The 17,041-nt window shown below is 41.3% G+C and carries 21 protein-coding genes; 18 read left to right on the plus strand and 3 right to left on the minus strand.

The annotated features are described in order from the left end of the window. Positions 1-114: 114 nt before the first annotated feature. The 7 genes from R7E51_RS20780 (at position 115) to R7E51_RS20820 (ending at position 5,914) form a co-directional block, all read left to right on the plus strand. Complete coding sequence (locus R7E51_RS20780) at positions 115-429, plus strand: hypothetical protein (RefSeq protein WP_041170521.1); 315 nt, start codon at positions 115-117, stop codon at positions 427-429. 151 nt (positions 430-580) lie between these two features. After that, positions 581-1,273 (plus strand): DUF2971 domain-containing protein, encoded by a 693-nt coding sequence (locus R7E51_RS20790; protein WP_017821975.1) that lies wholly within the window; start codon positions 581-583, stop codon positions 1,271-1,273. Between the two features lie 206 nt (positions 1,274-1,479). After that, a complete protein-coding gene (locus tag R7E51_RS20795) occupies positions 1,480-1,824 on the plus strand; it encodes a hypothetical protein (RefSeq protein WP_127891239.1) in 345 nt (114 codons plus the stop codon). 162 nt (positions 1,825-1,986) lie between these two features. Then, entirely contained in the window at positions 1,987-2,892 is a 906-nt protein-coding gene (locus R7E51_RS20800; protein ID WP_017821971.1) for an Imm49 family immunity protein, read from the plus strand. Between the two features lie 1,241 nt (positions 2,893-4,133). Then, positions 4,134-4,550 (plus strand): lysozyme inhibitor LprI family protein, encoded by a 417-nt coding sequence (locus tag R7E51_RS20810; RefSeq protein WP_206958509.1) that lies wholly within the window; start codon positions 4,134-4,136, stop codon positions 4,548-4,550. Between the two features lie 207 nt (positions 4,551-4,757). Further along, positions 4,758-5,066, plus strand: a complete 309-nt coding sequence (locus R7E51_RS20815) for a transposase (RefSeq protein WP_004413754.1) — start codon at positions 4,758-4,760, stop codon at positions 5,064-5,066. Next, the gene (locus R7E51_RS20820; RefSeq protein ID WP_193294308.1) at positions 5,063-5,914 is read left to right on the plus strand and encodes an IS3 family transposase; all 852 of its coding nucleotides are present in this window, start codon (positions 5,063-5,065) and stop codon (positions 5,912-5,914) included. The genes R7E51_RS20815 and R7E51_RS20820 overlap by 4 nt, the downstream gene beginning before the upstream one ends. A gap of 40 nt (positions 5,915-5,954) precedes the next feature. Here R7E51_RS20820 and R7E51_RS20825 read toward each other — a convergent pair whose 3' ends face one another. Continuing rightward, a complete protein-coding gene (locus tag R7E51_RS20825) occupies positions 5,955-6,245 on the minus strand; it encodes a type II toxin-antitoxin system RelE family toxin (protein ID WP_005377002.1) in 291 nt (96 codons plus the stop codon). After that, a complete protein-coding gene (locus R7E51_RS20830) occupies positions 6,235-6,483 on the minus strand; it encodes a type II toxin-antitoxin system Phd/YefM family antitoxin (protein WP_005377003.1) in 249 nt (82 codons plus the stop codon). Before R7E51_RS20830 ends, R7E51_RS20825 begins: the two co-directional genes overlap by 11 nt. A gap of 719 nt (positions 6,484-7,202) precedes the next feature. Here R7E51_RS20830 and R7E51_RS20835 point away from each other — a divergent pair. The 11 genes from R7E51_RS20835 to R7E51_RS20890 all read left to right on the plus strand — a co-directional run bounded on the left by R7E51_RS20835 (position 7,203) and on the right by R7E51_RS20890 (position 16,504). Then, positions 7,203-7,460, plus strand: a complete 258-nt coding sequence (locus R7E51_RS20835; protein WP_005448240.1) for a type II toxin-antitoxin system Phd/YefM family antitoxin — start codon at positions 7,203-7,205, stop codon at positions 7,458-7,460. After that, on the plus strand, positions 7,448-7,750 hold the full coding sequence (locus R7E51_RS20840) for a type II toxin-antitoxin system RelE/ParE family toxin (RefSeq protein ID WP_017822001.1): 303 nt from the start codon (positions 7,448-7,450) through the stop codon (positions 7,748-7,750). Before R7E51_RS20835 ends, R7E51_RS20840 begins: the two co-directional genes overlap by 13 nt. Positions 7,751-8,397: 647 nt before the next feature. After that, positions 8,398-8,811 (plus strand): hypothetical protein, encoded by a 414-nt coding sequence (locus R7E51_RS20845; RefSeq protein WP_206958508.1) that lies wholly within the window; start codon positions 8,398-8,400, stop codon positions 8,809-8,811. Between the two features lie 221 nt (positions 8,812-9,032). Continuing rightward, positions 9,033-9,491: a hypothetical protein gene (locus R7E51_RS20850; protein WP_021033947.1), complete on the plus strand. Its 459-nt coding sequence runs from the start codon at positions 9,033-9,035 to the stop codon at positions 9,489-9,491. Positions 9,492-10,187: 696 nt separating this feature from the next. Next, positions 10,188-10,607: a GNAT family N-acetyltransferase gene (locus tag R7E51_RS20855; RefSeq protein ID WP_017822044.1), complete on the plus strand. Its 420-nt coding sequence runs from the start codon at positions 10,188-10,190 to the stop codon at positions 10,605-10,607. Positions 10,608-11,932: 1,325 nt separating this feature from the next. Then, positions 11,933-12,538: a hypothetical protein gene (locus R7E51_RS20865; protein WP_017822041.1), complete on the plus strand. Its 606-nt coding sequence runs from the start codon at positions 11,933-11,935 to the stop codon at positions 12,536-12,538. Between the two features lie 137 nt (positions 12,539-12,675). Beyond that, on the plus strand, positions 12,676-13,104 hold the full coding sequence (locus R7E51_RS20870; RefSeq protein WP_021033943.1) for a GNAT family N-acetyltransferase: 429 nt from the start codon (positions 12,676-12,678) through the stop codon (positions 13,102-13,104). 149 nt (positions 13,105-13,253) lie between these two features. Then, complete coding sequence (locus R7E51_RS20875; RefSeq protein ID WP_017821394.1) at positions 13,254-13,811, plus strand: HNH endonuclease; 558 nt, start codon at positions 13,254-13,256, stop codon at positions 13,809-13,811. 145 nt (positions 13,812-13,956) lie between these two features. Continuing rightward, the gene (locus tag R7E51_RS20880) at positions 13,957-14,691 is read left to right on the plus strand and encodes a hypothetical protein (protein ID WP_021707813.1); all 735 of its coding nucleotides are present in this window, start codon (positions 13,957-13,959) and stop codon (positions 14,689-14,691) included. Positions 14,692-14,820: 129 nt separating this feature from the next. Further along, entirely contained in the window at positions 14,821-15,399 is a 579-nt protein-coding gene (locus R7E51_RS20885) for an ankyrin repeat domain-containing protein (RefSeq protein WP_017821397.1), read from the plus strand. 754 nt (positions 15,400-16,153) lie between these two features. Next, a complete protein-coding gene (locus R7E51_RS20890; RefSeq protein ID WP_017821402.1) occupies positions 16,154-16,504 on the plus strand; it encodes a hypothetical protein in 351 nt (116 codons plus the stop codon). A 218-nt stretch (positions 16,505-16,722) separates the two neighbouring features. On the opposite strand, the gene R7E51_RS20895 is transcribed toward R7E51_RS20890, so the two are convergent. Then, complete coding sequence (locus R7E51_RS20895) at positions 16,723-17,025, minus strand: hypothetical protein (protein WP_081096695.1); 303 nt, start codon at positions 17,023-17,025, stop codon at positions 16,723-16,725. Between the last annotated feature and the right edge of the window lie 16 nt (positions 17,026-17,041).

The raw sequence follows: 17,041 nt of genomic DNA on the forward strand, positions 1-17,041 counted from the left end.
CTATGCGTTGGTTTTAGTGTTTAAGGTGGTATGCAGTGGCTTCGGTATTGCGTTGCTCACACCTTAACAGGGCGTTAGCTGTTTGTGCAATGTGGTATTGGAGAGTGAAACTAAATGGAAGCAAGATTTAATAAGTTATTAGCGTTCAGTATTGTTTTAGTCCATTTTTTTGCTTTCTCTGGGCTACTATATAAATCTCAAATTTATGGGCATATAGCGGTCTCACCCGGAGAACCTTATGGGTTCGGTGACGTTATAGATTTATTGTTTGCTTGTTTAGTTGTCTTGATGTGGTGTTTTGCGATGGTATCCTCAATTGTGGTGACTTTACTTAATATTAAAAGTAACTGGCTAGCTTCTCTGAAGGCACTTTTATACGGCACGGTTGGTCTTGTTGGTTATTTTTACGTTAATAGTCCAGTCTCCTAATACGAAACAGCTAACAAACTGTTTAAGAGGGATTCGCAACGCGTGGCATTTTTACTATGCGTTGGTTTAAGTGTTTAAGGTTGTATGCGGCGGCTTATGTATTGCGTTGCTCACCCCTTAACAGGGCGTTAAGTTTCAATAGGTAGTTCAAATGAACAAAAATACATTCTACAAATACAAATCATTAAGTAATTTTGAGTTCGTATTGGACATATTGCTTCGAGAAAGATTGTATGCAAGTAAGTATAGTGAGCTAAATGACCCTATGGAGGGAGTCATTAAGGTTGATGGTACAATCCCCGATGACCTAGAAGAAACGTGGAAGAACATACTCGAAGATCTGCGAGTATGTTGTTTTACTCCAGACGACTCAAACACATTAATGTGGGCACATTATGCAGATGGGGGACGTGGTTGTGCCATTGAGTTTGAACTGCTACCAAGTTCGGAAGTTGTTAAAGTTTCCTATCGCAACAAGCCAAAAGTTTCTAAAAATCAATTAACAACAGATAAAGCGATAGAAATTCTAAAGTATAAGGATTCGAGCTGGAAATATGAGAAGGAGTTCCGTTGTATCACATCGGACACATATGTACCGATTGCAGTGAAAAAATTGATACTCGGACCTAAAGTACAAGCCTCAACAGTAGAGCTATTACAAGGGATTCTTCGTTGCTGTAAGCCTGATTTACAAGTTGTTCAGCTCAAAGGTAAGGGGGACAGCGTTGTTGAACGTGTGCAAATGATCATAGGAAATAAAAGAGTCTATTACCGTGAGAGTGAAGAAGAATGCTCAAAATGCTTGGAGTTAGGGCACTATAGGGAACAGTTTGTTCATCGGTAAAAGAAACTTAACAAACAATTTAAGAGTGATTCAGCACGCTTGGCATTTTTGGTTTGGGTTAAGTTCAGTGTTTATGGTGGTCAAATTGGGTGTAGTGGTTGCGTGCTTCACACCTTAATTGGGCGTTATGTTCTAGAGGGATTATGGGACTAAAAAGGATTAATCACTACGTTGAAGTTCTACCCAAGATGTTTGTTGGTTGGCGGATGGGTGAAGACCTCGAAATGTTATCTGAGCTGCCTAATGGTGTCTTGTGTATTAACTTGCTCGATGGAACAGTTTCACATTCGATTGCTGGCGAGCTAGAACTGTATATTTCCAATGAGCTATCAGCTTGGTTTAGAAGTGAAGCGATAAAGGAAAATATCGATTTATCAACATTATTGAAAGCTTCTTTAACAGTTGAAGTAGATACGGATAAAGTAAAAACTATTAAAAAACGTGTAGTGTTGTTTAATTTTGACTGTATAGCTCATATAGCAACAGTGAATAAGGTCTATGAAAGTAGGCTCACGGACGTAACTAGATGGCACACGAGGCTACGAACATAACAAACTGTTTAAGAGTGATTCGCAACGCGTGGCATTTTTACTATGCGTTGCGTTTAGTGTTTAAGGTGGTATGCGGAGGCATCGGTATTGCGTTGCTCACACCTTAACAGGGCGTTAACTAACTCCTTCGATCCAGTTTATAAATTAAAGAGAAATGTTTATATGACATCAAAAGAACACTTTAAACCAATGCCATGCCATGCAGACCACCTAAAAAGGCTTTCGAATCCATACGGGATGAAATGTAAACTACTGCTAGATGACTTTGAGCTTTACTCTAAAATCGGGAAAGTCGATTTATATCGCGTGAGTCTTGCAGGCCTTTATCTAACCAGTAGTTTATACCACAAGGCTGGAGACATAGAATCCAGTCTTAGAGCAATGGATATGCATCAGTACTTTGATATTAAATTAGTGCAGTCACAGCTATTGAGTAATGGTGAGACGATTTCGGTGGTGCTCCCCAAAGCGGAGGTGACTCTAGTAGCAAAGAAAGAGGAATACAATGCTCTCGATGGCGCGCGATATTTGACCTATTTAAGTTGGCTATCTTTATTCTGTGAGCAAGTGAGTGACATCGAGTACCTTGCCAACTTAGCCGACCACCCAAACACTGAGTGGTATAATGTTCGGTCTCGTACCTTCTTTGAGCTCCAAATGGTCATGCTCGGAATAAAATCTGGCGACGTTAAGTCGTTAATTCAGAAGTTTATTGATGTGAGTACGCCTGAGTATCTTGAGGGTTTAGCCTTTGAACACGCTAACCTTGTCGATTTGCCAACGATTAATGTGATGACAAAAGTTCTAAACAAATCAGGTTGTGGTGAAGCGGAATATCAACAAGCGATGTATGAAGCGGTCAAAGGGCACCACAAGTATTGGAGTCAAAAAAAGTTAAAGGAAGAGCGTGTAGGCTATTTTGCTATGCCGTTACTGGCACTGGCAAAGCTTACTTACCAGAAATACGGTTTTCGCTTAGGGTTTGAAACGGATTATGTTCCAGAAGTGTTCTACACCCGTAATATGCCCGAGCCGAGCTATAGCTTTTTAGATATTTACAAATCGTAGTTAGTTAACAAACTGTTTAAGAGTGATTCGCAACGCGTGGCATTTTTACTATGCGTTGCGTTTGGTGTTTAAGGTGGTTTGCGGCAGCTCTTGTATTGCGTTGCTCACACCTTAACAGGGCGTTAGTACTGAATTGGTATCAAAGGTTAGAAGTTTCTGTGTTTATTGGTTTCTTTTCCTAACTTTACACCTGTTCAAATGTGCTTTTCACGTTCGCTCCGGTGGCACTAGATGCGAAGTTTTTGCTTTGATTTCATCGTTTACGGTTTCTAACTTTTGGGCTATTTCTTTGGCGCGGCTTCTTTGATGCTGTTGGTTTCAGCATCAAAAATGTAGCTTCATTGTCGCTGCGGTTGAGTTTGGTGAGCGTATCCTTTGCTAATGTGAAAGCGGTGAAAAAGAGCAGTTTGGCATGTTTTTCTTTTAGCCAACTTACGTCTTGAAGCTAGTTTTCAATTTGGCCGTTGTCCGTTTGGTTTCAGTGTTTTAATCCATAAATTTCGTGCTATATTTCAACATCTTGGGGTATGCCCAAGGCTTCAAGGGCAGCGTACTAACAAACAATTCAAGAGGGATTCATAACGCGTGGCATTTTTACTATGCGTTAATTTTAGTGATTAAGGTGGTTTGCGGCGGCATTGGTGTTGCGTTACTCACCCCTTAATTGGGCGTTAGCACTGGGTTGGCATCAAAGGTTAAAAGTTTCTGTGTTTATTGGTTTCTTTTCCTAGCTTTACACCTGATCAAATGTGCCTTTCATGTTCGCTCCGGTGGCACTATATGAGTTGTTTTCGCTTTGATTTCACCGTTTACGGGTTCTAACTTTTGGGTGCTTTCTCTGGCGTGGTTTCTTTAACGTTGAGATATTTTCGTCAAAGCTGGGTTTCTTTGAAGCTGCTGTTAAAGTCCTAAGCCTGTATCCTTTTCTAATTTGAAAGCGGTGAAATAGGGCACTTTAGCATATTTTTCTTCTATCTAATTTACGTCTTGAGGTTAGTTTTCAGTTTGGCAGCAGTCCGTTTGGCTTTAGCGTTTTAAGCCATGAGTTTCGTGCTATATTTCAACATCTTGGCATGTGCCAAAGGCTTTAAGGGCAGCGTGCTAACAAACAATTCAAGAGGGATTCGTAACGCGTGGCATTTTTACTATGCGTTAATTTTAGTGATTAAGGAGGTTTGCAGCGGCATCGGTGTTGCGTTACTCACCCCTTAATTGGGCGTTATGTGCTTTAGGAGAAAACGATGAATAAGTGTCTAATCATCATATTAGCTAGTCTTTCATTTGGTGCTCTTGCTGAAGAAGAGTCCATTGACTGTAATAATGCGATGACCACAATCGAGATAAACCAATGTACTGCTATTGAACTAGAGTCAGCACAAGTTAAATTAGACAAATATCTAAACACTAGCTTTGAGCACAACTCTCATGACCCAGAACTGATCGCAGCAATTAAGCTTGCTCAACAGGATTGGCAAGCATATATGTCCTCTCACTGTGATTCGGTTTATACGCAATGGCGTGATGGAACTATTCGTGGAGTTATGGCGATATCGTGCAAAACTAAGTTAACTAAGCAAAGAACGCACGATTTATGGGAAAACTTTTTAACTTATATGGACAGTACACCACCAGTTTTACCGGAGCCAAGTGTAGAGTAGGTTTCAACCACGCACATAATAAACTGTTCAAGAGTGATTCGCAACGCGTGGCATTTTTGCTATGCGTTGAATTTAGTGATTAAGGTGGTATGCGGGGGCTTCGGTATTGCGTGCTTCACACCTTAATTGGGCGTTATGTGCCCGAGTACCCCACGTTTAGTAGACACTTTACTAAGTTAGATCTAGGGTCTAATTGAGAGGTGATTTATGGCTAAACATCGTAATCCAGCGTACACCGAAGAGTTCCGTAAAGAAGCAGTTCGCTTGGCCAGTCTTCCTGGCCGAACAGCCGTCTCCGTTGCTAAGGAGCTGGGCATCAGTGCCCAGCAGATCCGGAACTGGAAGCGCCAGTTCACACGCCTATCTGATAAACAGTTTAACACTTTAGACGGTGTCGATTATTCGAAGAAAGAGTCTGAAGAGCTTCGAGCGCTAAGGCGCGAGAACAAGCGGCTCAAAGATGAAATGGAATTCCTAAAAAAGGTCTCGGCGTACTTCGCGAAGCAGCAAGAGTGAAGTACGAGTTCATTGAAAGCTATACAGGCGAGTACTCGATTAGCTTAATGTGCCGTACGTTAGAAGTGAGTCGAGGTGGTTACTACAAGTGGCGTCATCATGCGCCGAGTGAGCGTTCAAAGCGGCGAGAGCGCTTTGAACAGCTCGTCATGTGTACCTTTGCCCAATATCGGGCACGTTACGGCTCTGTGCGAATTGCAGAAGAGCTAAACGAAGCAGGCTATGCCTGCTGTGTGAATTATGTGGCTGATATCATGAAGGAAAAAGGTATTAGGGCGCGTAATGGTAAAGGGTTCAAATACAGCAAGGATGTGGCTGCTATGACGAATGTTGCCGACAATTTACTGCGTAGAGACTTTGAGTCTGAGACGCCAAATCAGAAATGGGTTACGGACATTACGTATATCTGGGTGAAGAGCCGTTGGCTCTTCTTAGCGACAGTGATGGACTTGCATTCAAGACGCATTGTGGGTTGGTCGCTTGGGACAACGATGACCGTCGAGCTAATCACTAACGCTCTAAAAATGGCGTTTGAGTCACGTAAGCCGCCTAAGGGCGTCATTATCCACTCAGACCGTGGTGTACAATACAGAGCCTACAAATATCAAGACTTCATGCGTAAGCATGGAGGTGTACCGAGCATGAGTCGGCAGGGTAACTGCTGGGATAATGCGGTGATGGAGTCGTTCTACAGTCGACTGAAAGTCGAACTGATATACGCAGAAGACTATCAAACTGTCGAAGAAGCCCGAATGGGCATCTTCGAATACATCGAGGTATTTTACAATCGCAGAAGAAGACACTCAGCGTTGGGGCAGGTCAGCCCAGTTGAGTACGAAAGTATGTAGTTATGTACTGTCTACTTTTTGTGGGGTACACCAACCGCAATCAATCATCTAACCTTTTCATGGCTTTACGGTAAACATCGCTACGTTCGCGTTTTCCAACTGCTAAGACGGTTACAATGATGACATCGTCTTCAACTTTGTAGACGAGACGGTAGCCCGATTGACGCAACTTAATTTTATACATGTTGTCAGCTCCAGAAAGCTTTGAAGCCGGAACATGTGGGTTATCTAAGCGCTCGATTAGCTTTTTCTTAAATTGTTGTTGCAGAGTAGAGCCAAGCTTTTTCCACTCTTTGAGTGCACTCTTTTTAAAGTCGAGTTTATAGGTCATCAATATTTACCGAAATGCTCTCTTCAGATTCACGCTCTTTAGCGATAGCTAGTAGTTCCAGATCTTCGAGTCTGTCCATCATCATTTCGTACGCTTCGGCAGGCACGCAATAAAATGCTGGTTCATTTCGGTTTAATACAGCAACAGGTTCGCCGTAAGCACTAGTTGCAACTTTCATAGGGTTAGCTTTCAACTCAGTAATGCTTGCAGCAACATCGGCTAAAATTCTAGTGGTCATATAATCGGTCTCTTAAGTGGTTTTTATGTTGGTCATTTTAGCCTCAACCAAGCGGTATAACAAGTTGCTTAAGAGTGATTCGCAACCCGTGGCATTTTTACTATGTGTCGGTTTATGTGTTTAAGGTATTATGCGGAGGCTAAGGTATTGCGTTGCTCACACCTTAGCAAGGCGTTATGTTTCACATTGATTTATAAGCAATAAATAGTTTTTGGTTTACTTCTTTGGTTACTCTAATAAGTTGTCTTCATGGTTTCAGAAATTCAATATCGGTGGCCTAAATTCTTGGATTTCTCAACCGATTTTGAGCTTCAAACCTCAGGGTTGCTTCCATTGAAATTATGGATTTATTCTGAAAATTTATCTTGCTTAAAGTCGCTTTGGTTTTGGTGATAGGTCTCAATTATTATGCGCTTTGCATTTGTTGCACTTGTCATAATGGTTGGTTGACTCGTGTGATGTGAGTTGAACAATTTCTTGAGCACAGCAGTTCTTTGTCAAGAAAGTGAGTCGTTTGTGGTAAAACATAACAAACAATTCAAGAGCGATTCGCAACGCATAGCATTTTTAGTTTGAATCGGCTTTTGTGTTTACAGCGCAATGGTTTAAGTTCTTTGGTGGCGTCGCTCACGCCTTAATTGGGCGTTAGCCGTCATGGAGCTTGCTATACTCAAAGTGATAGAATAGTATCACTTTAGTATTCCTTTGGAGCAGCTCTCATGAAAGTAGAACTAGTTACATCACTCAAACGTCAAGCAACTAAGATCCTCGCCGATCTCCACGACACCAAAGAACCAGTGTTAATTACTGAGCATGGTAAGCCATCTGCGTATCTAGTTGATGTTGATGACTACGAATTTATGCAAAATCGTTTAGCTATCCTTGAGGGTATTGCACGAGGTGAGCGTGCACTAGCTGACGGCAAAGTGGTAAGTCATGATGAAGCCAAGGACAAAATGTCAAAATGGCTGAAGTAATCTGGACTGAACCTGCGTTATCTGATCTCAATGATATCGCTGAATACATCGCACTTGAAAATATCGTAGCTGCAAAGCAGTTAGTACAAACGATCTTCTCCAAAGTCGAACGCCTACAAACTTTCCCAGAGTCAGGTCGTATTCCACTCGAGCTAGAACATTTAAGTTATCGTGAAGTTGTCGCTAATCCATGTCGTGTTTTCTATAAACAAGACGGTGACAAGGTGTTTATTCTGTTTGTTATGCGTGCAGAGAGAGATTTGCGTAAGTTCCTGTTGAGTAAGCAGTAACCTTTGGGAATGAGCGGCTAACAAACTGTTTAAGAGTGATTCGCAACGCGTGGCACTTTTACTATGCGTTGCGTATGGTGGTTAAGGTGATATGCGGCGGCATCGGTATTGCGTTGCTCACACCTTAACAGGGCGTTAGTTGCCAACGAGAAAAACGCAGCTAAAGCAGAATGTTTAGGGTTAATGTTCGTGTGTTTTTGGCTCGGTTTTCGTATTTCAATTTCTAGTTATTTGGGTTTGTAAAATCGTGCGTTGGTTTCTTTTGTTGTTGTATTCTCTATTTCAGAAATCGATTTATATGTTGAAAGTTAGCTCTGTAACATTGTTTGCCCAAAGGCGCTTTTTGGTGTTGTTAGCTCGTTTTCTACGGCGTTGTATGTTCCAAGTGGTTTCAGTGACAGACGCTTGGAAACTGCGCCTGATTTGAGTTTTCCGAAATACGCAAAGACAGTGTTGGCAAAGCGGCAACTAACTATCAAATCAAAGCTTTAGGTTTGGCAACTAACAAAGCATTCAAGAGGGATTCACAACGCTTGGCAGTTTTGGTTTGAATTGGCTTTAGTGTTTACGGCACAATGCCTTAGGCCGGGTGGTTTGCGTTGTTCACCCCTTAATGCGGCGTTAGTTGGTTCAAAGGATTGCAAGCTATGTATAAACAAACAGAGGTTAATAAAGTATTACTAAACCTCCTTTTTATCCTAAGCGCGATCATAATATTTACGTCTAGCCACATAAGCAGCGCAGTGATTGCATTATTAATCAATTTGGTTATAGCTGTATTGTTTTACTCTATGACAGTCGGAGTCAGTGGAAATAAAATTTACTGGTATTTTGGTTTCGGCTTTCTTCGCAAAGAAGTGGAACTGTCTGACATTGTACAGACTTCACTTTATGAGACTAAGTTGTATCAAGGTATAGGGATCCGTATGTTAAAAGATGGCTGGCTGTACAATGCTTCTGTGGGTAAAGCTCTTAAGTTAACACTGACTAGTGGTAAAAATGTTTATCTTGGGTGCAAAGACTGGAAAGGTCTTCAGAACGCGTTAAACTCCACCAACTAACAAAGCATTCAAGAGGGATTCACAACGCTTGGCAGTTTTGGTTTTAATCGGCTTTAGTGTTTACAGCACAATGGTTTAGTTTGGGTGGAATGCGTTGTTCACCCCTTAATGCGGCGTTATAGCTCAGGAGATAATCGTGGAATCAGAGGTACAGTCAACGGTGTTAAATTACACTCCTTTAATTACAGCTAGTTTGGGGGGGTCTTGGTACTCTACTAGGCGTGATAGTTACAAGTTTTGTTAATCACCAAAGATCAAAGCTTGAGCACAAAAATACACTAGAGCTGAAAAAAATCGAATTTAAGCGAACAAAATTAGAAGAGCTACATCTACTTTTTCAAAAGTGGGAAATTGATTTGCAGGGTATGTGCTTGGTTTTTATTCCCGTTTATAAAGGCGCAAACACTGCGGAAAATGCAATGAAGTTATCTACTGAAAATCGACTTCAGGAAAAAGGTGACTTTCAGAAGCTACAAACCATTTTGCAGCTACACTTCCCTGAGTTGTTTGATGACTTCGGAAACTTGATCAAATTGCGCGATGATGTACTAGATTATTGTCGTGAAAACAGGAGTTTTAAGCGCCAAAAACTTGATGAATTAATAAAGACTCAAGAAGCTTTCGACAATAAAGCAAAGGAACTTAAAGTTATGATGGCGCAACAGGCTAGTGAGCTATAACAAACTGTTCAAGAGGGATTCGCAACGCGTGGCATTTTTACTATGCGTTGGTTTTAGTGATTAAGGTGGTATGCGGCGGCTTTGGTATTGCGTTGCTCACCCCTTAACAGGGCGTTAGTACGGGGTTGGCATCAAAAGTTAAAATTTTCAGAGTTTACCGGTTTCTCTGCTTTGCTTTACACCTGAAACATTGTGCCTTTCACGATCTTTCCGGTGGCACTATATGCGGAGTGTTCGCTGTGAATTTACCGTTTACGGTTTCTAACTTTTTGGCTATTTCTTTGGTGTGATTTCTTTGATGCTGGAACATTTTTGTCAAACACTGAGTTTCTTTGGCGCTGCCGTTCAGTTTCGAAGTCCGTATCCTTTGCTAATTTGAAAACGGTGAAAATAGGTCAGTTAAGCAAGTTTTTCTTCTCGCCAGCTTGGGTTTTGAAATTGAGTTCAAGTTTGGTAGTTGTCTGTTTGGCTTCAGCGTTTTAAGCCATAATTTTCGTGCTATATTTCAATATCTTGGTGTGTGCCAAAGGCTTTAAGGGCAGCGTACTAACAAACAATTCAAGAGGGATTCGTAACGCGTGGCATTTTTACTATGCGTTAATTTTAGTGGTTAAGGTGGTTTTCGGTAGCATTGGTGTTGCGTTACTCACCCCTTAATTGGGCGTTATAAGCAAAGTCAGATTCAAAGGGTATCAAATGGAAATTGAGTATAAAGTTAACTGTCCAATTACAGCGGTACAGTTTATTGAATTGTTAGAAAAAACATCACTTGGTGTACGTAGACCGCTTGATGACAACCTTACAATTCAAGGTATGTTGGAAAATGCTAATCTAGTTGTTACTGCATGGTTTAACAACCAGCTCATCGGGATTGCACGTTCGGTGACTGACTTTCATTATTGTTGCTACCTTTCTGATCTAGCCGTCGATGAAAGTGTTCAATCTAGTGGTATCGGAAAAAATTTAATATTGATTACTAAAAAGCAACTAACTCCAAGCTGTAAGGTTATTTTATTATCGGCACCGCAAGCTGAAGGTTATTATCCAAAAATAGGTTTTGAACATCATCATAGTGCTTGGGTGTTATCGGAGGTTGAGCAATTAAAGAGCAGCTAGACATCGGTGCTATTTTGCTTATAACAAAGCGTTTAAGGCAGATTCGCAACGCGTGGCATTCTCAGTTCAAGTTGAGTTTTGTGTTTACGGTGTAGTTGTTTAGGTAAGGTGTAGGCGTCGCTCACTACTTAACGCGGCGTTAGCACAGGGTTGGCATCAAAGGCTAAAAGTTTCTGTTTTTATTGGTTTCTTTTCCTCGCTTTACACCTGATCAAATGTGCCTTTCAGGTTCGCTCCGGTGGCACTAGATGTGAAGTTTTCGCTTTGAGTTTATCGTTTACGGTTTCTAACTTTTGGGCTATTTCTCTGGCGTGGTTTTTTTGGTACTGAGAAATTTTCGGCAAAACAAGTGTTTCTTTGTCGCTGTTGTTCAAGTTCGAAGCCCGTATTCTTTGCTAATTTGAAAGCGGTGAAAAAGGGCAGTTAAGCATGTTTTTCTTCTAGCCAACTTACGTCTTGATGTTTGTTTTTAGTTTGGCACCTGTCCGTTTGGTTTTGGTGTTTTAAGCCATAAATTTCGTGCTATATTTCAATGTCTTGGCGTATATCAAAGGCTTTAATGGCAGCGTGCTAACAAACAGTTCAAGAGGGATTCAGCACGCGTGGCATTTTTAGTATGCGGTGGTTTTGGTGTTGAAGTGCAATGCGGCAGCTTAGGTATTGCGTGCTTCACCCCTTAACTGGGCGTTAGTTTGCAAGAGGAAAAACGCAGCTATATCGCAAGTTCTAGTGGTAAAAGTTCAAAGTTGAAATTGTCGTATTGGTGTTCAATTTCAGTGTTAATTAGCGTGGTAAAAGTCCAAAATTGGCATCGTTTCACGGTTGATTTGTTCTTTGGTGCGGCGACTTTTTGGTTAACTAAGTTGAACTTTTTTGCTGAAACTCTGCTCGTTGAGTTTGTTGCTACAAAAGCCGATTTACTCGCTGCGAGGACGTTTTCTCTGGTGTGGTAAGTTCACGTGGTTTCAGTGGCTTTGTTGAAAGTCCGCATTGTGAGATTGCCTTTCCAAAAGCAGTTTCTGGTGTAGTGAGTTCGTTTTCTGCGGCGTTGCTTGTTCCAAGTGGTTTCATTGACTAGCCGCTTTGAGACTACGCCTGACTTAAGTGCATCAAAGCACATAAATTTTGTTGTTCGCAAAGTTTAAAACAACGTAAAATCAACCTTTTGGGTCTGCAAACTAACAAACTGCTCAAGAGGGATTCACAACGCGTGGCATTTTTACTATGCGTTGATTTTAGTGATTAAGGTGGTTTGTAGCGGCTTCGGTATTGCGTTGTTCACCCCTTAGCAGGGCGTTATGCGTTTTATCGACTAGAGGATTATCGTGTTTGAGAAATTAATTGTTGTCATTTTAGGCGGTTTGGTCGGTTTTCTTTTAACTATCCTCAAAGAGTCTGTTGCTGCGAAAAAGTCAAAAGCAGCAGAAACGTACTACCTTGCAATTATTGTCACGAGTAGTATCGAGCAGTTTATAGTCGGTTGTCGTGAAGTCGTCACTGATGATGGCACCGAAGATCAGAATGGATACACTTACTATCACTCGAAAACCCCAAGCTTTATTCCGTTAGAACTTGAGGTTGATTGGAAAATACTTCCCCAGGATTTACTCTACGATTTGTTAAACCTACCTCAATTGGTTCACGAAGCTAATTCATATATCTCAGCTGTAAGTGATTATGCTGCTACACCTCCTGATTTTGCGGAATTTTATGAGGCGAGAGCAACGAAATATGCTGCTTTAGGTTTATTAGCCATTCAAATGTCTGAGAAACTTAGAGAATTAGGTGGTTTGCCAAAGCGTAAAGTAGAAGAGTGGGGTGATCGGCAAACATTCTTGTTGGTTCTTCATGAGAACGAAGAAAGAGAAATAATGCGAAAAGAGTTTCAGCAGAAAATGCTAGATTCTTTGAAGGCTCAGGCACACGCATAACAAACAATTTAAGAGTGATTCCCCACGCTTGGCATTTTGAGTTTGGGTTAAGTTTAGTGTTTACGGCGTCTAATTTTAGTATCGTGGTCGCGTGGGTCACACCTTAATTGGGCGTTAGCCGTCAAAACGGAGAAAACATGGAAGTACAATTTTTAGAGAAAAATTCTGATTACGAGTCAGTCCTAGAAGTGTTGTTACAACTTCGCCCAAATTACAACTTAGATACTTTGTCTGGTCAGATCGAGAAGCAGCAATCAAATGGTTACCAAGTCGTCTATGTCAAATCGCCAGAAGGCGTATTAGCAGCAGGCTTTAGCGTAGGTGAAAAGCTTGCTTGGGGTAAGCATATTTACATTGAAGACTTGGTAACTAATGTGCAATTTCGTTCGAGTGGAGTAGGTAAATTTATTATCGATTGGTTTAAAACATATGCTTTAGAAAGCGGTTGTGAACAAATACATTTGGATTCTGGTGTTCAGCGTTTTCCAGCACATAAGTTCTATTTACGCGAAGGTTTCAATATCGCTAGTCACCACTTTTCTATAGTCGGCGTCCAAAACGGCTAACAAAGCGTTTAAGACGGATTCACAACGCTTGGCATTTTTGGTTTGTATCAGCTTAAGTGGTTACGGCACAATGGTTTAGGTTAGGTGGTCGCGTTGTTCACCACTTAACGTGGCGTTAGCCAACATTTGGAGTTTATTGCTTGAAAAAGATGATAGAAGAAGCTTTTGCTCAGTATGATGCAGGGAAAAGACCCCAAAATTACGGAAAACCGGGTCACTGGTATGTATTAAGTGATAGCAATGGTATATATCCAGCGAAGATAATTTGGGCTTTGGCAAACGGTATTTCGGATACAACAGAGTTTCATTCAAAATATGCACGAGAGCAGTTCTCTCGTCTTGGCTTTCGCTTGTTTGATAACAGAGATAGTGAGCAGAATGACTTTGACGAAAAAATTAAGAACTCACTTAGCACAAGCTCCGAAGCTAGGAGAAAACGCTTAGCTAAAGCTAATAAAAAACCTCAATTTGTATTGGAGTTGGTTACAAAATTCAAACGAAACCCTGATGTAGTAGCTGAAGTATTAGTAAGAGCAGGGGAATACTGTGAGGGTTGCAGTAAAAAAGCTCCATTCCAACGTAAAAAAGATAGGAGCCCATACCTTGAAGTGCACCATATTGTCCCTTTAGCGAAAGGAGGAGATGATACTGTAGAGAATGCTATTGCTCTGTGTCCCAATTGTCATAGAGAAGCCCATTTTGGCTAACAAACTGTTTAAGAGTGATTCGCAACGCGTGGCATTTTCACTATGCGTTGGTTTTAGTGTTTAAGGTGGTATGCGGCGGCTTTTGTATTGCGTTGCTCACACCTTAACAGGGCGTTAGGCGTCATTTATAGATGATAGGTTCAATGTGAAAGATATAAATACACAAATGATTTTGCAGTTAAAACGAAGAATTTTAGAAAATTTTACTGCTGAAAACTGGATCGAGTTAGGTTTGATAACTGACTGCACACACCTTATCGAACATCATTCAAGGTTATTGCGTAGTCTACATTTTGGTGATGAAGACTATAGCGGGTGTATTATTAGCGTTTTACGCTCTATGGTTGATCACAATGCAAATGCCCTAAAAGAAACCGAGGCTTACTTAAATGAATGGTATCCTGATCAAAGCGCTACATACATTTCTGCCAAACCGTCTGAGAGGAAAATTACGTTTTCACCAAATGTGTTTTCAATACCGGATAGTGACGTGGAAGATGATTTAGTAGCGGTTATGATGCCTTTTGCTGGTTTTAGTAGTGTTTATGACGCGATCAAAGGCGCAACAGAAGATGCAACGCTTAGATGTCTACGAGCTGACGATATATGGAAACACTCGTCCATAATCCAGGATATATTTAGTCTTATCTACCGTGCAAAAATTGTGGTGGTAGACTTTTCCAATAAAAACCCGAATGTTATGTATGAAACAGGTATTGCTCATACCCTCGGTAAAACAGTCGTCCCAATAGCACAAAATGTAAGCGACATTCCGTCCGATATGATTCATCACAGAGCTCTGATCTATTTAAACAACGGTGAGGGCCTTCAAACTTTGAGAGAGCAGCTAGCAGGTAAACTCAAGCTCCTGAGCGCCTAACAAACAATTTAAGAGTGATTCAGCACGCTTGGCAGTTTTGGTTTGGGTTTAGTTCAGTGTGTACGGTGGTCAAATGAAGTACCGTGGTCGCGTGCTTCACACCTTAATTGGGCGTTAGGAGGGATTATTTTGAAGCGATTTTTACTAGCAGCTTTATCCATAGTGTTTTTGACAAGTGATTCAAGTTCTTGCAAAAGCAGAAACGACCCTAGTAGTCCTATAAATATCGCAATTTATCAGATGATTGAGGGAAAAAGCAGCTCGTATGCTCAACGTTTGTTGAAGAAGGGAATGGACGTTAATACAGTCAATTCATGTGGAGCGTCACTATTACTCATGGCGTCATTTCTTGGTGACCATGAACTTGTAAAAACTTTACTATCAAGTGGTGCGCTCCCCAACATACAGAATTATGAAGGGAATAGCCCAGTTTTTGCATCTGCTAACTTCTCCAATAACAAAATATTAAAGCTACTTCTTGATAATGGAGGTGATCCCAATTTACTTCTTACTCAGGAGTATGTTTACAACTCACCATTAATGATTGCTGCAATCAATGAGAATATCGAAGGTGTTAGGTTATTATTAGAGGCGGGAGCCGATTGTAATTACCGCAATCAATTGGGAAATTCAGCAAGAAAAATTGGTGAGGCTTCATTGAATTTAGAGCTGAAAGCATTGCTTATGGCGTGCGACAATCCCACCTAACAAACTGTTCAAGAGGGATTCGCAACGCGTGGCATTTTCACTATGCGTTGGTTTTTGTATTTAAGGTGGTCTGCGGCGGCTTTGGTATTGCGTTGCTCACCCCTTAACAGGGCGTTAGTCGCCAGAAAAAGCTAGAAGTCAAAATCATGTTTCTAAGCTCAAAACTTGGCTACTGGTTGTTTGATTCATAGTTCCATCTTCGACGGTCAAAGCTCAGTTTCATCGGTTCTAAATCAATGCATTGCTATTTTCCAAGCGGTTGTTTCGTTCTTTGGTGGTGATAGAGCGGGGCAATCGAAAATCTGTTTTTGGTTGCAAATCTGCTCGGTGAGTTGGTTGGTTTAAAAGCTTATTTAATTGCTGAAAGGACGTTTTCTCTGGTGTTGTAAGTTCCACGTGGTTTCAGTGACTTTGTTGAAAGTCCGCACTGTGAGATTGGTTTTCCAAAAGCGCTTTTTTGGTGTTGTCAGTTCGTTTTCTGCGGCGTTGGCTGTTCCAAGTGGTTTCATTGAATAGCCGCTTTGAGACTACGCCTGACTTAAGTGCATCAAAACACATAAAGTTTGTTGTTCGCAAAGTTTAGTTCGGCTTAAAATTGTCGCTCGGTGCCTCGCGACTAACAAACTGCTCAAGAGGGATTCGCAACGCGTGGCATTTTCACCATGCGTTGAATTTAGTGATTAAGGTGGTAAGCGGCGGCTTCGGTATTGCGTTGCTCACCCCTTAGCAGGGCGTTATGCTCTAGGAGGGAATTTTGCTCAATTTACTGAAGAAAGTGGTGCTAATCAATCTTGTTGCAGCATTGATTGTTATTCTCTTAGCTCAGTTTGTCCCCTTCTTTGCTACTACTCAGCCAGTCGACTTTCTGTTCTTCGTTGTTATCGTGAACTGGGTTTTAGCAAAGCTTATGTGGGAAGGTGGCGTATATAGTAAAACAGCGCATATGGATGATTCTAGAACAGATAAAGTTTACAAAATGGTAGAAGGTCATGATTTCGAAGAAGACCAACGAGAGCAGCATAGAATGAACTTCCAGACAGGTTTGGTTTTCTTTATTGCAGGGCTTCCAGCGTTTATCACTTGCTTAATTCTCCAATTTCTTTGAGTACGAGCATAACAAATTGTTCAAGAGTGATTCGGCACGCGTGGCATTTTTACTATGCGTTGGTTTTAATGGTTAAGGTGGTATGCGGAGGCTTCGGTATTGCGTGCCTCACACCTTAACAAGGCGTTAGTCGCCAGAAAAAGCTAGCAATTAAAATCATGTTTCTGAGCTTAAAATTTAGCAGCAGTTTGTTTGGAACACAGATTCATCGTCGATCTTTAGAACTTAGTTTTAGCTGTTTTGAGTCCAAAATTTTGCAAGTGTCCTAGCGATTGTTTTGTTCTTTGGTGCTGACAGAGCAGGGCAATCGAGAGTTTGTTTTTGGTTGCAACTCCGCTCGGTGAGTTTGTTGGTACAAAAGCCGATTTACTCGCTGAAATGACGCTCTCTCTGGTGTGGTAAGTTCCACGTGGTTTCAGTGACTTTGTTGAAAGTCCGTACTGTGAGATTGGCTTTCCAAAAGCGCTTTTTGGTGTTGTCAGTCCGTTTTCTACGACGTTGTTTGTTCTAAGTGGTTTCATTGAGTAGCCGCTTTGA

Source organism: Vibrio sp. Vb1166, assembly GCF_033338695.1.
Taxonomy (GTDB): Bacteria; Pseudomonadota; Gammaproteobacteria; order Enterobacterales; family Vibrionaceae; genus Vibrio; species Vibrio alginolyticus.